General features: G+C 35.1%; 17 protein-coding genes. 7 read left to right on the top strand and 10 right to left on the bottom strand.

Annotation, left to right across the window (positions count from 1 at the left end):
* Positions 1-261 precede the first annotated feature (261 nt).
* The 3 genes from PW52_RS14440 to PW52_RS14430 are packed head-to-tail and all read left to right on the top strand — an operon-like array spanning position 262 to position 1,795.
* Positions 262-804, top strand: a complete 543-nt coding sequence (locus PW52_RS14440; protein ID WP_044633687.1) for an RNA polymerase sigma factor — start codon at positions 262-264, stop codon at positions 802-804.
* A gap of 33 nt (positions 805-837) precedes the next feature.
* A complete protein-coding gene (locus PW52_RS17230) occupies positions 838-1,338 on the top strand; it encodes a hypothetical protein (RefSeq protein ID WP_052823520.1) in 501 nt (166 codons plus the stop codon).
* A gap of 13 nt (positions 1,339-1,351) precedes the next feature.
* Positions 1,352-1,795, top strand: coding sequence for a hypothetical protein (locus PW52_RS14430; protein WP_044633734.1), 444 nt, complete (start codon positions 1,352-1,354; stop codon positions 1,793-1,795).
* Between the two features lie 39 nt (positions 1,796-1,834).
* On the opposite strand, the gene PW52_RS14425 is transcribed toward PW52_RS14430, so the two are convergent.
* From PW52_RS14425 to PW52_RS14390, 8 genes are all read right to left on the bottom strand, one after another.
* The gene (locus tag PW52_RS14425) at positions 1,835-2,914 is read right to left on the bottom strand and encodes a WD40/YVTN/BNR-like repeat-containing protein (RefSeq protein WP_044633686.1); all 1,080 of its coding nucleotides are present in this window, start codon (positions 2,912-2,914) and stop codon (positions 1,835-1,837) included.
* An 86-nt stretch (positions 2,915-3,000) separates the two neighbouring features.
* Positions 3,001-3,669, bottom strand: a complete 669-nt coding sequence (locus PW52_RS14420; protein ID WP_044633685.1) for an SCO family protein — start codon at positions 3,667-3,669, stop codon at positions 3,001-3,003.
* Entirely contained in the window at positions 3,666-4,268 is a 603-nt protein-coding gene (locus tag PW52_RS14415; RefSeq protein WP_044633684.1) for a toxin-antitoxin system YwqK family antitoxin, read from the bottom strand. Before PW52_RS14415 ends, PW52_RS14420 begins: the two co-directional genes overlap by 4 nt.
* A 1-nt stretch (position 4,269) precedes the next feature.
* Complete coding sequence (locus PW52_RS14410; protein ID WP_082050924.1) at positions 4,270-5,115, bottom strand: YHYH protein; 846 nt, start codon at positions 5,113-5,115, stop codon at positions 4,270-4,272.
* 11 nt (positions 5,116-5,126) lie between these two features.
* Complete coding sequence (locus PW52_RS14405; RefSeq protein ID WP_044633683.1) at positions 5,127-5,876, bottom strand: YHYH protein; 750 nt, start codon at positions 5,874-5,876, stop codon at positions 5,127-5,129.
* Positions 5,877-6,054: 178 nt separating this feature from the next.
* Positions 6,055-6,561 carry a Spy/CpxP family protein refolding chaperone gene (locus PW52_RS14400; protein WP_044633682.1) on the bottom strand — a complete coding sequence of 169 codons (507 nt, stop codon included), beginning with the start codon at positions 6,559-6,561 and terminating at the stop codon, positions 6,055-6,057.
* Between the two features lie 2 nt (positions 6,562-6,563).
* Positions 6,564-6,872: a hypothetical protein gene (locus PW52_RS14395; protein WP_044633681.1), complete on the bottom strand. Its 309-nt coding sequence runs from the start codon at positions 6,870-6,872 to the stop codon at positions 6,564-6,566.
* A gap of 58 nt (positions 6,873-6,930) precedes the next feature.
* A complete protein-coding gene (locus PW52_RS14390; RefSeq protein ID WP_044633680.1) occupies positions 6,931-7,509 on the bottom strand; it encodes an RNA polymerase sigma factor in 579 nt (192 codons plus the stop codon).
* A gap of 76 nt (positions 7,510-7,585) precedes the next feature.
* Between PW52_RS14390 and PW52_RS14385 the strand changes: the two genes are divergently transcribed.
* The 4 genes from PW52_RS14385 (at position 7,586) to purL (ending at position 15,513) form a co-directional block, all read left to right on the top strand.
* On the top strand, positions 7,586-8,797 hold the full coding sequence (locus PW52_RS14385; RefSeq protein ID WP_044633679.1) for an RsmB/NOP family class I SAM-dependent RNA methyltransferase: 1,212 nt from the start codon (positions 7,586-7,588) through the stop codon (positions 8,795-8,797).
* Positions 8,798-8,819: 22 nt separating this feature from the next.
* A complete protein-coding gene (locus tag PW52_RS14380) occupies positions 8,820-10,616 on the top strand; it encodes an endonuclease (RefSeq protein WP_044633732.1) in 1,797 nt (598 codons plus the stop codon).
* Between the two features lie 98 nt (positions 10,617-10,714).
* Positions 10,715-11,575 carry a fructosamine kinase family protein gene (locus PW52_RS14375; RefSeq protein ID WP_044633678.1) on the top strand — a complete coding sequence of 287 codons (861 nt, stop codon included), beginning with the start codon at positions 10,715-10,717 and terminating at the stop codon, positions 11,573-11,575.
* Between the two features lie 236 nt (positions 11,576-11,811).
* Positions 11,812-15,513 (top strand): phosphoribosylformylglycinamidine synthase, encoded by a 3,702-nt coding sequence (gene purL, locus PW52_RS14370; protein ID WP_044633677.1) that lies wholly within the window; start codon positions 11,812-11,814, stop codon positions 15,511-15,513.
* Between the two features lie 104 nt (positions 15,514-15,617).
* Here the strand turns inward: purL and PW52_RS14365 are convergent, their stop codons facing one another.
* Entirely contained in the window at positions 15,618-17,120 is a 1,503-nt protein-coding gene (locus tag PW52_RS14365) for a DUF3360 family protein (protein ID WP_044633676.1), read from the bottom strand.
* A 57-nt stretch (positions 17,121-17,177) separates the two neighbouring features.
* A complete protein-coding gene (gene pflA, locus PW52_RS14360; protein ID WP_240475192.1) occupies positions 17,178-17,957 on the bottom strand; it encodes a pyruvate formate-lyase-activating protein in 780 nt (259 codons plus the stop codon).
* Between the last annotated feature and the right edge of the window lie 35 nt (positions 17,958-17,992).

Genomic DNA, 17,992 nt, shown 5'->3' with positions numbered 1-17,992 from the left:
GGATAGAGATTTGGGCAGCTATCCTTTTTCAGTTTTTGTTAGACTTGGGGACGACTAACATATAAGTAGGTTTCTTGTACAAACATAAAGTATAAATCCTATTCAAGCAAGAAAAAAACACATTTTATCGATTTAAAATGTATTTCATCGATTTAAATATAAAAAACGACTACTTTCCAGCCTCTCAAATATTATTTTCAAAAAACAAACCCATACATTAAACTTTTAGTATTTTTATAAGTCTAATTATAAATCGATTTTGTGACAGAAGAAGTTACTTTACTTAAACAATTACAATCTAGCACCAGTAAAGACGATGCCTTTAAAGAGCTATTAAACCTTTACAAGGAACGCCTATATTGGCACATACGAAATATAGTAAAGTCGCACGACGATACAGACGATGTTCTACAAAACACTTTTATTAAAGTTTATAAAAACATCGATAAATTTAAAGGAGATAGTAAAATTTACTCTTGGATGTACCGCATTGCCACAAACGAATCGCTCACTTTTTTAAATCAAAAAGCGAAACGACTACAAATCACTAGCGAAGAAGTTCAAGAATTAGCGATTAATAACTTAACCTCCGATGTTTATTTTGAGGGCGATGCCATTCAATTAAAGTTACAAAAAGCCATAGCTACATTACCAGAAAAACAACAACTGGTTTTTAATATGAAATACTTTCAAGATTTAAAATACAGTGAAATGTCTGATATTTTAGAGACTAGCGAAGGTGCACTAAAAGCCTCATATCATTTAGCTGTAAAAAAAATTGAAGCATTTTTAACTAGTAATTAAACCTTTATAAAAAAAAACAGTCTTATTAATAAGATGAAAAACAAAAGTTTACATAACATTAACAAAACAGGATTTAAAACGCCTCAAGATTACTTTAATAATTTTGACGATTCCTTACTTAGTGTAGCTAAGCTAAAAGACAACGCCAGTGCTCCTGGTTTTAAAATACCAGACAATTATTTTAAAACTTTAGAAGTAGCTGTAACCGAAAAAATTTCATCGGAAAAGAAACCTAAAGTAATTCCTTTATTTAATAAAAGAAATATTTTATACGCCACCAGTATCGCGGCCGCTGTAGTATTACTATTTAGCTTAACGCTATTTAATAATGAAAAAAACAGCTGGAATACTTTAGATATTGAAACCGTTGAAAATTATATTTTAGATGAAGAATTAACGTCGTACGATATGGCGACACTACTTGTTGAAGACAATTTAGAAATAGAAAACTTTGTAAATCATAATTTTGAAGAAGATAATATTGAGTCTTACCTGTTAGACCATATTGATGTTGAAGATTTTATTGAAGAATAACACCGAAAAACCTATGAAAAAAGTAGCATTAACTATTTTAATACTTGCCTTTACCTTGCAAAGTTTTTCGCAAAGTAAGCGCGATAAAATTAAAGCACTTAAAGTTTCGTTTATTACAGAGCGTTTAGAGTTAACTAAAACCGAAGCCGAAAAATTTTGGCCTATTTATAATGCTTACGACGAAACAACAAGCAAAATTAAACACACCGAATTAAGAGCGCTTAAAAAAGAAATTAAAGAAAATATTGCGAGCTTAACCGAAAAGAAAGCGAGCGAACTTTTAGACAAATTTACCAAAGCAGAACGTAAATTACACGAACAAGAATACAAATTAAGCAGCGACCTAAAAACCATTATTCCTGCTAAAAAAGTGCTTTTACTTCAGGTTGCCGAAGAAGAGTTTAAGAAAAAAATGTTCGATGAATGGAAAAGAATGAAAAACAAAAATAAATCGTAAATAATAAATTCAAAGAGATGTTTAAAACGTCTCTTTTTTTTATTCCTTAAATACGAGTTTACTTATTCTTCCAGAGCCCGCAGCAAAAGCCACACTATCGTTTACAAAACGCAACGTATAAAAACCTTCGTCGCTTAAATGTTTCCAAGTTTCGCCACCATCGTTGCTAAAATCTATTCCTTTAAAACCAATAGCTACTAGTTCTTTTGCATTGGCATTAGGAACATATTGCACACAACTTCTGTACCCCGGATTTTTATGTTGCGACACCAACTGCCACGTTTTACCGCCATTAGTGGTTTTAATTTTGTTGGCAGCATTTTCATTTGGTTTTGTATAATCGCCACCAATAGCAAATCCGTTTAATTCATCATAAAAATCGATTGAATAAATACCTTCGGTCTCTTTATTTTTAACCATAGGAGAATTAAAAACTTCCCAAGTTTCACCTTTATCTTCCGAAAAATAAATACGTCCAGCCGTTGTTGCTACCCAAGTTTTATTTCCAACAATGGCTATATTCGAGTTACTCGCAGCAAAGGCTCCTTCATTTGGTAAACCTTCTGGCAGTTTATCGCAACTTATTTTGTTCCAGGTTTCACCACCATCTCTTGTAATAATGATGCTTAAACAACCATTGGTAGAATCTCCAATAGCAATACCTTCTAAATCGTTATAAAACATCATAGAATCGTAAAACACATCTGGATTGTTTTCTTGATAAACTAATTCAAAATTACGATTAAACTTATCTTTTTTATACAACAAAGCAGGATTAGCAACACTTAAAACAAAAGTACTTTTTGATGTATTTGCAATAGACCTAAAATATACATTTACAGAATCTGGTATTTTAAAATTAAAACGACCTTTATTTTCTATTTTAGGTGTAAAAATATCATTAAAACTAAGTGCACCCGTTGTTTTGTTTGAGCCAGAATAATACAATGTATAAAGATTATATTTTTGATTTTTTACAATATCTATCGCTCTAATACTAAATAATGAATCCTCTAAAATATTTTCAACGGTAACCGTTTTAAAATCTCTTACCGTAATTTTATTCGATTTACACGATAAGTAAAACAAGATTACAACCAGAATATAGCGAGATTTCATAAATATGATTTTTAAGAAATAAAAATAACAAAAAAAGAGCTTTAGTTTTTACACAAAAGCCCTTTTAGCACTATCAATCAATCAAATTACTCTAATTTTAAGGCTTTTATATCGGTTATTAATTGCGCTACCGATGCTCTATTTAAGCCGTTATAAATGCCGCGTATATGTTTGTTTTTATCAATAAGTAGAAAATTTTCGGTATGTAAAAAATCGTCTATACTCTTTTGCTCACCTAAATCGTTTTCAACAAAATAAGCCTCTCGACCCAGGCGATAAATTTGAAATTTATCGCCTGTTACTAAATGCCATTTTCCGCTAATAACACCATACTCTTTTGCGTAATCTTTTAAAACAGATACAGAGTCTACACTTGGCATTACGGAGTGAGAGAGTAAAAGCACTTCTGGGTCATTTTGAAAGGCTGCTTGTATTTTAAACATATTACCCGTCATTTTTGGGCAAATTCCTGGGCAAGTAGTAAAGAAAAAGTCGGCAATATAAATTTTATCTTCAAAGGTTTTTTGAGTGACTGTTTCACCCAATTGGTTTGTTAACTTAAAATCTGGTATTTTATGAAAATTTTTCTCTGCTTCAGTATTTGGTGTAATCCATTTTGGGGTAAACGCTTCATCTTCATAATACGGTAAATAGTCAACCCTACTGGTTTCTTCAACTACAGAAGGCGCCTTTTTTGCCTGTTCTTTACAAGCTAAATTTAGAAAAATCAATATTAAAACAATTACCTTTTTCATTTATTCATTATTACTTTTTCGTCTTCTAATCGATAACAAGAATTTGCTCTTAACATGCCAAATATTCTTCCGTTTTTAGCCTCGTAATTAACATATAGCTTTCCGTTTTCTAACCAAGCCTTTTGTAAACCATCTTCTTGACCATGTTTTAATTGTCTCTTTTTAGCCAATTGTCCTGTATTATACCAACTTTTTTCTACACCGTGAATTTGTCCGTTTTCATAATTAGTTTCATAAGCCAATACACCATTAGTCCACCACGATTTATAGCTTCCTATTATGGTATTTTGATTGTAATAATAGGTGGTTTTTAATTTGCCGTTTTCATGCCAAACTTTAGCCAAACCATGCTTTTTACCATTGTAAAAACCAACTTTTTCCATTAAACTATCGTTTTTAAAGTAGCGCACAGCATAACCGTTATACAATGAGTCTCCTAAATACCAATTCCCTTCGGAGCCATTTAAGTATAAATCCTTTTTTAAAACCATGCGGTCTTTAATAGTTCCATTAGTGGTTTTGCTTGTAACCCCACTTTTATCGTTACAAGCAGTAAAAACCACTAAAAGAAACAAAACAACAATTTTATTTATTCGCATTTTAATACCCTTGATATGGACCTGCAAAAACAATATACGACCCGGTGGTAGAATATAATTCGTTTATAATATGATAATGATACTCGGCCTTACCATTAGAATATTGGGTAACACCTGTATGACCACCAGAAGCATCTAAGTCTGTTGGATAATCGCCCGATTCGAAACATTTTCTTCCGTAAATAAATACGCCGTCTCTAAGAATTCCTACTAACTTATCGTCGTTGTAACTAAAAGCCTTAGGTTCTAAATGATAATGATACACACCTGGACCTATGTGTCCGCCTGTCCAATCTAAACTAGCAGCTGCTCTATCGAGTGCGCCTCCTCCTTCTTGATCGTTAAAAATAGAAGCACCACTTACTGCAACTCCAATAGTTCCCATATTGGTATTAATAGTATTACCGCTTAAATTAGGGGCAGCATCAACAACCAAAGAAATAGCGTTGTTGTTACTAGACATTATAGACGGTGTTCGTTCTACACTAGGCTCATCACGATACAATTCGTGATTTTTCCCCCAATATACAGTTTCGTGATCTGGTAATCCTGTGGTTTCAATAGTTACAGTTTTCCCGTTGTTTGAAAGAAATATATCTGTAGCTTCTTTATTAAATGCTTCAAAAGCAGGATGAAGTTTTTCAACAGCTTCGTCGGAATCTGTCGCTACATAATTTCTAACCCTATTACCTCCACCTAGAGGTCCTGGTCGCCTACCGCCTTCCTGTCTTGGCGGTCTTGCATGTCTAAAATCGTCATGTTCCACTACTTGATCTTCTTTTCTAGTTTTACAAGTAAAAGCTAAAAGACAGATAACTAGGAAACCAATTATTTTTACAACTTTCATTTAAAATATTTTTAATACCCTTGATAAGGTCCTGCAAAAACAATGTAAGACCCTGTTGTTGAATACAATTCGTTTATAATGTGATAATGATACTCTTCTTCACCATCACTATGTTGTGTAATTCCTGTGTGTCCTCCAGAAGCATCTAAATCTGTTGGATAGCCTCCTGTTTCGTAACATTTTCTTCCATAAATAAAAACACCATCTAACAAAACACCAACAAGATTATCGTCGTCGTTTGAAAATGCCACCGGTTCTAGATGATAATGGTACACACCTGGACCAATATGCGCTCCAGTCCAATCTAAACTTGCAGCCGCTTGGTCTAGCGCACCACCGCCTTCTTGGTCGTTAAAAAGTGAAGCTCCACTTACAGCTATACCTACAGTTCCTAAATCAGTCGCTATGCTCGCTCCGTCTAAATCTGGAACGGCATCAACAGTCAATGTAACCGCATTATTATTGCTAGACATAATTGACGGTGTTAGTGCCACATCTGGTTCGTCTTTATATAACTCGTTCCCTTCTCCCCAATAAACAGTTTCGTGGTTTGGTAAACCTGTAGTTTCAATAGTAACGGTGGTACCGTTATTAGACAAATAAATATCGGTAGCATCGGTATTAAATTCTGCATACGCCGCGTGAAGTTCGGTTACTGCTTCTTGTTCAGAATCTACTTCCTGTAAACCATTATCATCACTAGATGAAGAGCAAGAAAAAAGCCCTAATAAAATGATATTTATAAAAAAAACGTGCTTCATATTAACTTAAGTATTTTTGTTATATAGCTTTAGATGCAATGGACAAAAAAAACTTGCGTCCTTTTTAAAAACATTTAAAAAAAACAAAAACTTCATCTTTTAAAATTGTTCATTTTTGAAACAAACCTTTAAAAGATGAAGCTTTACAACTTTTATCTGCTTTACTATTTTTTTTATACTAATGGTGTGCTGGCGCTCTGTTTGGCGGTGGCGGATGATGTCCTGGTGGTGGCATTCCTCTCCTTTCTGGTTTACCTATAGCATCTTTTATTATAGTTTTAAAAATTTCTCGTTGCTCTTCGGTATTACAAAGCGCTTCGATGTTTTTAAAGTATTGAAGTATTTTTTTATTTGAAACAGCTTCTTTTTTGCCAATTAAATCTGTTAAAGAATCTATTTCTTTTGCTGTTAAAGTTTCACCCGAAATTTTACTAAATAATTGATCCTTTAGAAATTTAACATCATCGCCTAACTTTTTTAATTCTTTACGATGACTTGCCTCTAAAGCCGCCATTTGTTGCTTTTGTTCCTCATTAAAATCTAATGCTTCTTCAATAAATTTTTGATGGCTTTTAGGCTCAACAAATTTGGGTAACTTATCACTGTTTACATAATTGTAAATAAAAAATCCGTTTACAATTATTAGAAAAACGAGTAACACGTATAAAATAGAATTGTTTTTCATACTTAATTATTTAAAATGGTACCTGCAACATTCGAATCGCTAAAACCAAATGTTTCGGCAAACTCATTAACGTTATTTTGGTATACCGATTCTAATGTGATTTTAGAAAATGCCCAAATATTCACTGATATAACCACAACTAAAGTCGCCAACTGAAATTTAGGCGAAAACCAAGTCAACTTTACCGATTCTTGGGCATTCGCTTTTTCGGCAAACAATTTTTGCATTGTTTTATCCTTAAAAAAAGGAGACACCTTAACTTGTTCTATTTTAGTTACAGCATTTAGCGTTTTGGTTACTTTATCTTCCATAATTTACGCTCTTTTTATTTCTATATTCTTTTGATGCAATATTTTTAAAATACTTGCGTTATTGGTTGTTTTTGTAAAAGTTTTCTAAAATCTTTTGTAAATTCTTCTTTGCTCTAAACATAACCGACTCTATTGACGACACACTTTTACCCGTAATTTCCGCAGCCTCTTGATAACTTTTATCATCGACTTTACAAAGTGTAAAAACCACTTTTTGCGATTCGGGTAGTTGGTTAATAGCTTTAAATAAAATATCGCTTTCTTCTTTATTTTCTAACAAAATTCCTGGGTGATTCATTTCGGTAAAATAATTGGTTTTATCTACCGGAATATCGTTCCCCAAAATAGTTTGTAAAAAAGCAAATCGTTTTTTAGCATTTCGTTTTCTAATAAATTCTAAACATTTATTGGTAGCAATTCTGTAAATCCATGTCGATAATTTAGAGTTTCCTTTAAATTTATGAATGGAATTAAAAACCTCAACAAAAACCTCTTGAGCAATATCTTCGGCATCTTCTTTATTAGGCACAAACGAAATACAAGTAGCAAACACCTTTTGCTGGTACGAGTCTATCAACTCCTCATAAGCAAAGGGCTTACCTTCTTTAAGGTCTTGTATAAATTTGTCTTCTTCCAAAAGCTATTTTATTAGCGCAAAATAGATAATTTTATTATTTAAATAACATTACCTTTGCATACTTATTTTATTTACAATGCGATTACACAGAAATTTATGCTTTGCCGTTATTGATGGTTTAACCCTTATTTTTAACGAAGGCAACTACGCCGATAAAGTGATTCAACAACTTTTAAAACGAGATAAACGTTGGGGAAGTCGAGACCGCGCTTTTGTAGCAGAAACCACATACGACATTGTGCGTTGGAAACGTCTATATGCCGAAATTGCCGAAGTAAAAGAACCTTTCGATCGCGATAACCTGTGGCGCATGTTCGCCGTTTGGGCTACCTTAAAAGGTATTAAATTACCAGACTGGAAATACTTTGAAGGCACGCCAACCCGTAAAATTAAAGGACGTTTCGACGAGCTTTCTAAAACCAGAAAATTTAGAGAATCTATTCCAGATTGGATAGATAGTATTGGTTTAGAAGAATTAGGCGAAGCTACTTGGACAAAAGAAATTGCTATGCAAAATGAGCAAGCCGATGTTATTTTACGTGTAAACACCTTAAAAATTACTAAAGAAAAATTACAAAATATTTTATTCGATCAGAATATTGAAACCGAATTTATTAAAGGTTATCCATCTGCCTTAAAACTAACAGAACGTGCTAACGTTTTTGTTACAGATGCTTTTAAACAAGGTTTTTTTGAAGTTCAAGATGCATCCTCGCAATTAGTTGCCGATTTTCTAGATGTAAAACCAGGCATGAAAGTAGTAGACACCTGTGCTGGTGCTGGTGGTAAAACCCTGCATATTGCGGCCTTAATGCAAAACAAAGGGCAAGTTATTGCCATGGATATTTACGAAAGTAAATTAAAGAAATTAAAAATTAGAGCTAAGCGAAACGGCGTTCATAATTTCGATTTAAGAGTTATTGACTCTACTAAACCAATTAAAAAGTTACACGGTAAAGCAGACCGCGTGCTAATTGATGCACCTTGTTCTGGCTTAGGCGTTTTACGACGTAACCCAGATGCCAAATGGAAATTACAACCTGAATTTATAGATAAAATTAGAGTAACACAACAAGAGGTTTTACAACAATATTCTAAAATGGTGAAACCAGGCGGAAAATTAGTGTATGCTACATGTTCCGTTTTACCTTCTGAGAATCAAAATCAAGTTGACAAATTCTTAACATCAGAATTCGGAAAAGAGTTTACTTTTGTAAAAGATAAAAAAGTTTTAGCGCATGAGTCTGGTTTCGACGGATTCTACATGGCGTTACTTGAAAAAAAATAAAATTTCCCTAATTTCAATTTTTATGAAGCACTTTTACTTATTATTTATTTTAATTACAAGTGTAAGTTTTGCTCAACTTACACCTCCAACGGAGCTCCAAGATTATTATTCTGGTGTAGATTTTAATAAAACTGGTACTAATTTGTTTGATGATTTAGAAACTATAACAGTAAACAAACACACCAATTTTTTAAGCTATACTCCTGGAATATGGGAAGCAAGTAAAGTAACCGATTTAGACCCAACCAACAGCGGCAACGTTCTGTTATTATATGGTTACGACGATAGCGACAGAAATCATATTACCGATAGAAGCCGAAGCAAGTTTGATAACGGCGGTAATAATGGAAGCGACTGGAACCGCGAACACACCTACCCAAAGTCTTTAGGAAATCCTAATCTTGGTGAATCTGGACCTGGGTCTGATGCGCATCACTTGCGCCCTTCGGATGTGCAAATGAACTCAGATAGAGGTAACCGAAAATTTGCCGACGGATCTGGAAATGCAGGCACTGCATCGAGCAACTGGTATCCTGGTGACGAATGGAAAGGCGATGTAGCTCGTATGATTATGTATATGTATGTGCGCTACGGATCGCGTTGTTTACCTTCAAATGTTTGTGTAGGAACAAACAATGCTATCGACTCTAATATGATTAATTTATTATTAGATTGGAATGCCGAAGATCCGGTTTCAACCATCGAAGATAACCGAAACACGTATCATGCTAACACGAGCAATACATATGCTCAAGGAAACAGAAATCCTTTTATTGACAACCCATATTTAGCAACAGTAATTTGGGGCGGAACTCCTGCAGAAAATCGTTGGGGTGAAGCTGCAGAACCAGACACCGAAGCGCCAACAATACCAACTAATTTAACGGCGTCAAACCCAACGGCAACAACCGTTGATTTAGCTTGGACAGCTTCTACAGACAACACAGCAGTGGTTGCTTACAACGTTTATGTTGATAACAGTTATTACGTATCAACCAACAACGTTTCTACAACATTTACAGTTACAGATCTATCGTCAGAAACAACTTATAGTTTCTCAGTTTTAGCAACAGATGCCGCAGGAAACACTTCTGCTTTAAGTAATTCGGTTTCCGAAACAACTTTAGAAGATTCTACACCACCAACGGGAGACTCTTGTTTAAGTGAAACATTCGAAAATATACCAACGAACGCATCAAGTTATGCAGAAAGAACTTGGACAGGTGACGATGGTGGTACATGGATAGCTACCGATGCAAGAACCGATCAATCTTTAAACTCAAGATCTATTTGTATTAGAAACGGAAATTTAACAGCACCTGCAGTTACAGGAGGTATTGGAAGCTTAACAGTAACTACTCAGCTAACATTTAGTGGTTCTGCTGGAACTTTCGATGTGCTTGTTAATGGTAATTCAGTTGGAACGATTCCTTACAGCGATGATAACACAACATCGACCACAACTACAATTTCAAACATCAATATTGAAGGTAACGTAACTGTTGTTTTGGATAATCAATCAACGTCTAACCGTGTAAGAATTGACGATTTATCATGGACATGTTATTCTAGTTTAAGCGTTGATGACACTAGTTTAAATGCGGTGAATATTTTCCCAAATCCAGTTGAAAGCAATCAAATTAAGGTTAGTAGCAACGATATTTTACAATTTGAAATTTACAATATTCTAGGTAGACGCATTAGTAGCGGACAAACGAAAAACCAAAGTATTTCGGTTGAAAACTTAAAAGCAGGTATTTATATCTTAAAACTGTCAAACGGTTTACAACAAATAACCAAAAAATTGGTTAGAAAATAGATTTGTAATACCGAGTGAAGCGAAGTACCTCTCACTAAACTAAGGTCATCAATAATTATTTTGGTGACCTTTGTTATTTTATTTAATTTGAATTTGAGATGAATGCAGCCTTTTTAAATCATATCGCTTCGGTTTTAAACCAACCAATAATTAACTATGCTCCGGTTTCTGGCGGCGATATTTCTGAAGCTTTTAAAATTGATACAACTGCTAAATCATATTTTTTAAAAACGAATACTTCCGGTCACGCCCAAAACATGTTTCAAACCGAAAAACTAGGGCTCGAAACTATCAAAAACACCAATACCATTGCTGTTCCAGAACTATTTGCTTGCGGAAATCTAGGTAAAACTGCGTTTTTATTAATGGAGTTTATTGGTGCCAAAACACCCAGTGAAACCAATTTTAAAACGCTAGCTGAACATTTGGCTAAACTGCATAAAACCTCAGCAGATAATTTTGGTTTAATAACTAACAACTTTATTGGCAGTTTACCGCAGCAAAATAAATTTCACAAACATTGGACAGATTTTTACATTAACCAACGCTTGTTACCACAACTAAATTTAGCAAAAACAAGCAATTTACTTCAGGATTCCGAAATTCCTACTGAAGCCAGACTAAATGAAGTTTTAACGCCGCTTTTTAAAAATATAAAACCATCGCTTATTCATGGCGATTTGTGGGGCGGCAATTATATCATTGCAAAAAACGGCACGCCTTATTTAATTGATCCGGCTATTTATTTTGGGCACAACGAGGTTGATATTGCCATGAGCAAATTGTTAGGCGGTTTTAGCCATGCTTTTTACCAGGCGTATCAAAACATTATTCCGTTTAATGCTTTTACCGAAACCAGAATTGAAATTTACCAGCTGTACTATTTATTGGTACATTTAAATTTATTTGGTGGTAGTTATTACACACAGGTTAAACAGCTACTTAACAACTATTTTTAAACCATAAGGCAAGCCGCGTTAGGGATTGAAACGGCATCCTTTTTTAAGGCACGAGAAAAAGATATAGTGTAAAGCCCGACGCTGATGCCGAAGCTTCGGGACGGGGAAACGCCCAAAAACTAATTTCTGTTAAAAAACTTGTTGAAAACACCTTGTGTTTCGTAAAAAAACAGCCGTTTTATCGTTTAAAAAAATGTATTTTTGCGTTTTGATAACACAACTATAACGTATACATAATGATTCATTTCTTCGGAAACCAAAACAGTAAAGTATTTGCTGTTCAAGCAACAAAAGAATTTTCTACAGAAACCATTTCTAAATTAACCTGGTTATTTGGTAATGCACCTAAAATTGAGCAAGCATCGTTGGATGCTTTTTTTGTTGGCCCGCGTGCTGCAATGATTACACCTTGGAGTACAAATGCTGTGGAAATCACCCAAAATATGGGCATTGAGGGTATTATTCGTATTGAAGAATTTACAGCTGTAGCTGAAGATTTTAAAGATTTCGACCCTATGATTTCGGAGAAATTTAACGGGTTAAATCAAGAATCGTACACCATAAATATTGAGCCGGAACCTATTTTAAATATTGACGATATTGCCGCTTACAATGTGCAAGAAGGCTTATCGTTAAGCGATGAAGAAGTCGCCTATTTAGAAGGTGTGGCTAAAAAAATTGGCCGACCACTAACCGACTCTGAAGTGTTTGGGTTCTCGCAAGTAAATAGCGAACACTGTCGCCACAAAATTTTTAATGGTACGTTTGTTATTGATGGTGAAGAAAAACCAACGTCGCTGTTTAAATTAATTAAAAAAACATCGGAAGCCAACCCAAACGATATTGTGTCGGCTTATAAAGATAATGTGGCTTTTATAAAAGGCCCTAAAGTGGAGCAATTTGCACCTAAACGTGCCGATATTCCTGATTTTTACGAAACAAAAGATTTCGATTCGGTTATTTCGCTTAAAGCGGAAACACATAACTTCCCAACAACTGTTGAGCCCTTTAACGGTGCAGCAACTGGTGCTGGTGGAGAAATTAGAGACCGACTTGCTGGTGGTAAAGGCTCGTTACCTTTAGCGGGTACAGCGGTTTACATGACCTCGTACTCTAGACTTGAAGAAAACCGCCCTTGGGAACAAAAGTTTGAAGCTAGAAAATGGCTATACCAAACGCCAATGGATATTTTAATAAAAGCATCTAACGGTGCTTCGGACTTTGGTAATAAATTCGGGCAACCGCTAATTACGGGTTCTGTTTTAACTTTCGAGCATAACGAAAACGCGTCGTCTAGCGATGCGCCTGCCAGACGTTTAGGTTTCGATAAAGTGATTATGCAAGCCGGTGGTATTGGCTACGGCAAAGCCGAACAAGCTTTAAAAAGTACACCGCAAACCGGCGATAAAATAGTAATTCTTGGTGGCGAAAATTACCGAATTGGTATGGGTGGCGCCGCTGTGTCTAGTGCCGATACTGGCGAATTTTCGTCTGGTATCGAGCTAAACGCGGTACAACGCTCTAACCCAGAAATGCAAAAACGTGCGGCTAACGCGGTTCGTGGTATGGTTGAAGGCGACGAGAATTTTATTGTTTCTATTCACGATCATGGTGCTGGCGGACATTTAAATTGTTTATCGGAGCTTGTTGAAGATACCGGCGGAAAAATAGATTTAGATGCGCTTCCTGTTGGCGACCCAACACTTTCCGACAAAGAAATTATTGGTAACGAATCGCAAGAACGTATGGGGCTTGTTATTGCTGAAAAACATATTGAAACCTTACAAAAAATTGCAGAACGCGAACGTTCGCCAATTTACACTGTAGGTGATGTTACTGGAGACGATCGTTTTACATTCCAATCTAAAACCAAAGGCAACAAACCTATGGATTTAGCCATGAGCGATATGTTTGGTAGTTCTCCAAAAACGGTAATGACAGATAAAACGGTTATTAGAAAATATAAAAACCCAAGATATAAAACCAAAAACTTACAAATTTACTTAGAGCAAGTGTTACAACTTGAAGCTGTGGCTTGTAAAGATTGGTTAACAAACAAAGTAGACCGCTGTGTTGGTGGTAAAGTAGCCAAACAACAATGTGTTGGGCCATTACAAATCCCGTTAAATAACGTTGGTGTTATGGCTCTGGATTTTAAAGGAAAAGAAGGTGTAGCAACCTCTATTGGGCACTCACCTATTTCAGGCTTAATTAACCCAGTAGCAGGAAGTAGAAACTCCATTACAGAGGCACTAACAAACCTAATTTGGGCGCCGTTAAAAGATGGCTTACAGTCGGCATCATTATCTGCCAACTGGATGTGGCCTTGTAAAAATGAAGGTGAAGATGCCCGTTTATATGAAGCGGTTAAAGCGATTTCCGATTTTTCTATTGATTTAGGAATTAATGTTCCTACTGGAAAAGATTCGCTTTCTATGAAGCAAAAGTATCCTGATGGCGATGTTATTTCTCCTGGAACGGTTATTATTTCGGCAAGTGCCAATTGTAACGATATTACTAAAGTTGTAGAACCCGTTTTTAAACAAAACGCTGGTAATGTTTACTACATAAATGTATCGCAAGACGATTTTAAATTAGGAGGAAGCTCGTTTAACCAAGTTTTAAACACTATTGGTAACGATGCTCCAACGGTAAAAAATGCGAGCTACGTTAAAACTGTTTTTAACACCATTCAATCTTTAATTATAAGCGATAAAATTTCGGCAGGTCACGATGTGGCTTCTGGTGGATTAATTACAACTTTATTAGAGCTTTGCTTTGCCGATGTTAATTTAGGTGCCGATTTAGATATCTCGAAATTGAATGAAGAAGATTCTATAAAAGTATTATTCGCTGAAAATGCTGGTCTTGTTTTTCAAGCCGATGCATCGGTTGAAGCTATTTTAGCTGAAAATAATATCGAGGTTTTCAATATTGGTTCGGTAAATACCTCTGACAACTTAACTATTAAAAACAACGACGATAGCTTTAGCTTTAATATTAGCGAAAATAGAGATGTTTGGTATAAAACATCTTATTTGCTAGATAAAAAACAAACGGCTAATGGTTTAGCTAAAGAACGTTTTGATAATTACAAAAACCAACCATTACAATTTGAGTTTCCTAAACACTTCACGGGAAAACTAAATGACGTCACTTCGAGTGATTCGCCTAAAGCGAATCGTATCGAGAAGCCCAAAGCAGCTATTTTACGCGAAAAAGGAAGCAACTCGGAACGCGAAATGGCAAACGCCATGTATTTAGCTGGTTTTGATGTAAAAGATGTTCACATGACCGATTTGATTTCTGGTCGTGAAACCTTAAAAGATATCCAATTTTTAGGAGCCGTTGGAGGTTTCTCGAATTCTGACGTTTTAGGTTCTGCTAAAGGTTGGGCAGGTGCTATTAAATACAACGAAAAAGCGAACAAAGCCATTAAAAACTTCTTTGAAAGAGAAGATACATTGTCTGTTGGTATTTGTAACGGTTGCCAATTATGGATGGAATTAGATTTAATAAACCCTGAGCATGAAGAGCACGGAAAAATGCTTCATAACGATTCGCATAAGCACGAAAGTTCTTTTACTTCAGTAAAAATTCAAGAAAACAATTCTATTATGCTTTCTACATTAGCAGGAAGTACTTTAGGCGTTTGGATTTCTCATGGCGAAGGAAAATTTAACTTACCGTATAGTGAAGACAAATACAATATTGTAGCAAAATATGGTTACGAAGGTTATCCGCATAACCCAAATGGTTCAGACTTTAATACCGCAATGCTTAGTGATAAAACTGGCCGCCACTTAGTCACTATGCCACATATTGAGCGCTCTACCTTCCAATGGAACTGGGCAAATTATCCAGATGACAAAAAAGATGAAGTTTCACCTTGGTTGGAAGCTTTTGTTAATGCCCGTAAATGGATCGAGAATAAATAATTAAACAATAAATACAAAACCCCGAAGTTTACCATTTCAAACATCGGGGTCTTCTCAACAAAAAATCGCAACTGACCTTATAATTAACCAATTATAAACTTTTTTTAAAACAGCGCTTGTATTCCGTATGTATTATGTAACATACCTACTGTTAAAATTGCTGTTATACAAATTGCTAAAATACTTAGCGGAATTATTAACTTATCTCTTACAGAAAGCGCATTTGCGCGTTCTTTATCTCCTATTAAACCATTATTATCTAAAAACATAGCCAATGCCCAAGCTAATACCGGATTTGTAACCATTGCTGTGAATATGCATATTCCCGCAGCCTGTGCACAAGCACTTCTTTTTACCATTTGTACACCTGCTTCAATCATTGGTAAAAACACACCAACTAATAATGCTATGCATCTTACTGGTGGCCAAACTGCAACATCCATTGGACTTCCTAAAATAGCAACACCTAAAACCATAACCCCTAATAAAATCGCTCCGGCCGGAATTGGCCTTTTTGCAATAGCTGCAGGAATCATGTATGTTCCCCAAGACGATGTTATATTACCACCACCAACTGCTGTACCAACCATTTGCCTTAAAGAACACATACTCATAGTATCATCGACATCCATTAAAACCTTTTCTGTTTTTTTAGGATAATTCATTTCTTGAAAAATTCTGTGTCCTAAAAAATCTGGCGACCACATCGCTACTGCTAGAATTGCAAAAGGTAATGATGCTATAAAATGTTCTGAATTAGGCAAACCTAACATCCACCCTTCGTCTGTACTTCCCCACCAGTGGACTGGATTTAAATTAGGCAAACCCATTTGTGTTGTAAACTGCAAATCGAAACCTGCTCCTCCTATTAAAGCTATTAATAACGCGGTAACAGCACATGCTGGAATAGCTAACCAACGCTTATCTATTCTTGCTAAAAAACTATATAAAATAACGGTAACAGCAAGGATTATTAATCCTAAAAACCCCAAAGAACCAAGCTGAACTGTGCTAGACTCAAGACCTTTACCCCACGATTGTATGGTAGTAATTTGCCCTAACGCACCTGTGAAACCTAGAAATATTAATAATCCTCCTGCTACACCTTTACTTGTTAAATTTACTAATCGAGAACCGCCTTTAAACACACTCAGCAAAAGCCCAAAAACACCTATTAAAACAGCTAGCGCTAACGGATGTGCACCAGCTATAGCTATACTTGCTATTAAAGGAATCATTGGCCCATGGTTTCCTGCTAAATTGGCTCTTGGATTAAAAAAACCCGAAGCAAAAATGACAAACAAAATAGTAGGAATTATCATTTCTACTCGAGAAACTTCAATTGCAAATTCTTTTCCTAGTGTAATATGATCCCATGCTGAGGTTAAACCTTCTGCCCAAGCCATCATTACAGAGGAGTACATGGCAACTATACCTAAAGTTCCTGCTAATGCTGGCACCAAATCTTCCCATTCAAATCTAAAATCTCGCCCCGGAAAATTTAATCTAAATCGTTTGGGTTTCATTATTTGCAACTCATGATTTAGATAATCTGATCTATTTGCAAATTCTGAAGCTGGTTTATGTTGTTCTCTGTATGTTTTCATTATACAACTTGTCTATTAATTTTTAAAAGACTTTATTATGAAAAGAAAATGTATTTTTTAGTTTGTTTTTACTTCTTTAAAATATTGTTTTAAAATATGTACCGCCTGATTAATTTCTTCTGGTGTATTCTCCCTGGCATCTTTAAGTTTATAATCCCATCCTAACGCATCCCATTTGTGAATACCTAGTTTATGATACGGTTGAAGCTCTATTTTTTCAATAGTTTTATAATCTTTAAAATAAGATCCCATTTCGTGTAACAACTCTGGCTTGTTGGTTATTTCTGGAATTAAAACATAACGTAACCACATGGGTTTACCAGATGCTTCTCTATATTTTGCCAGATTAAATGTGGTTTCTTTATTTTTCTGTCCCGTAATCATTTGGTAACCATCTTCTCGCATATGCTTTATATCTAACATAATTAAATCGGCATAGTCATCTAACAATTCTTCAGCGTAATGGTTTAACAACCTTCCGTTAGTATCAATATTTGTATGTATTCCTTCTTCTTTTAATCTTTTAAAGAAATGAACCAATTCTTTTGATTGTAATAAGGGTTCTCCTCCAGACACTGTAACACCACCTTCTTTACCAAAGTAAGATTTCATTTTTACAGCTCTTTCAACTAAATTTTCAATTGCATATTCTTTACCACCGTGCGTATCTATGGTGTCCGGATTGTGGCAATACAAGCATTTTAATTTACATCCCTGCAAAAAAACCACCATTCGAATTCCTGGACCATCATGAGTACCGAACGATTCTATAGAATGAACTCGTAATGTGTTTTCTGAAGTTTTAATAACGAACCTTTTTTTAATTAGAACACCCACAAACATATGTGGATGTTCTAAATTTTAGTGACTAA

It is taken from the genome of Neotamlana sedimentorum, assembly GCF_000943565.1.
Taxonomy (GTDB): domain Bacteria; phylum Bacteroidota; class Bacteroidia; order Flavobacteriales; family Flavobacteriaceae; genus Neotamlana; species Neotamlana sedimentorum.
The sequence above is the reverse complement of the archived record's forward strand: the minus strand, read 5'-3'. Positions and strand labels throughout refer to the sequence as shown.

Excerpts from the sequence above, each read along its gene's own strand:
- PW52_RS17230 (WP_052823520.1), top strand. The coding sequence starts at position 838 with ATGAAAAACAAAAGTTTACATAACATTAACAAAACAGGATTTAAAACG.
- PW52_RS14430 (WP_044633734.1), top strand. The coding sequence starts at position 1,352 with ATGAAAAAAGTAGCATTAACTATTTTAATACTTGCCTTTACCTTGCAA.
- PW52_RS14425 (WP_044633686.1), bottom strand. The coding sequence starts at position 2,914 with ATGAAATCTCGCTATATTCTGGTTGTAATCTTGTTTTACTTATCGTGT.
- PW52_RS14420 (WP_044633685.1), bottom strand. The coding sequence starts at position 3,669 with ATGAAAAAGGTAATTGTTTTAATATTGATTTTTCTAAATTTAGCTTGT.
- PW52_RS14415 (WP_044633684.1), bottom strand. The coding sequence starts at position 4,268 with ATGCGAATAAATAAAATTGTTGTTTTGTTTCTTTTAGTGGTTTTTACT.
- PW52_RS14410 (WP_082050924.1), bottom strand. The coding sequence starts at position 5,115 with ATGAAAGTTGTAAAAATAATTGGTTTCCTAGTTATCTGTCTTTTAGCT.
- PW52_RS14405 (WP_044633683.1), bottom strand. The coding sequence starts at position 5,876 with ATGAAGCACGTTTTTTTTATAAATATCATTTTATTAGGGCTTTTTTCT.
- PW52_RS14400 (WP_044633682.1), bottom strand. The coding sequence starts at position 6,561 with ATGAAAAACAATTCTATTTTATACGTGTTACTCGTTTTTCTAATAATT.
- PW52_RS14395 (WP_044633681.1), bottom strand. The coding sequence starts at position 6,872 with ATGGAAGATAAAGTAACCAAAACGCTAAATGCTGTAACTAAAATAGAA.
- PW52_RS14385 (WP_044633679.1), top strand. The coding sequence starts at position 7,586 with ATGCGATTACACAGAAATTTATGCTTTGCCGTTATTGATGGTTTAACC.
- PW52_RS14380 (WP_044633732.1), top strand. The coding sequence starts at position 8,820 with ATGAAGCACTTTTACTTATTATTTATTTTAATTACAAGTGTAAGTTTT.
- PW52_RS14375 (WP_044633678.1), top strand. The coding sequence starts at position 10,715 with ATGAATGCAGCCTTTTTAAATCATATCGCTTCGGTTTTAAACCAACCA.
- purL (WP_044633677.1), top strand. The coding sequence starts at position 11,812 with ATGATTCATTTCTTCGGAAACCAAAACAGTAAAGTATTTGCTGTTCAA.
- PW52_RS14365 (WP_044633676.1), bottom strand. The coding sequence starts at position 17,120 with ATGAAAACATACAGAGAACAACATAAACCAGCTTCAGAATTTGCAAAT.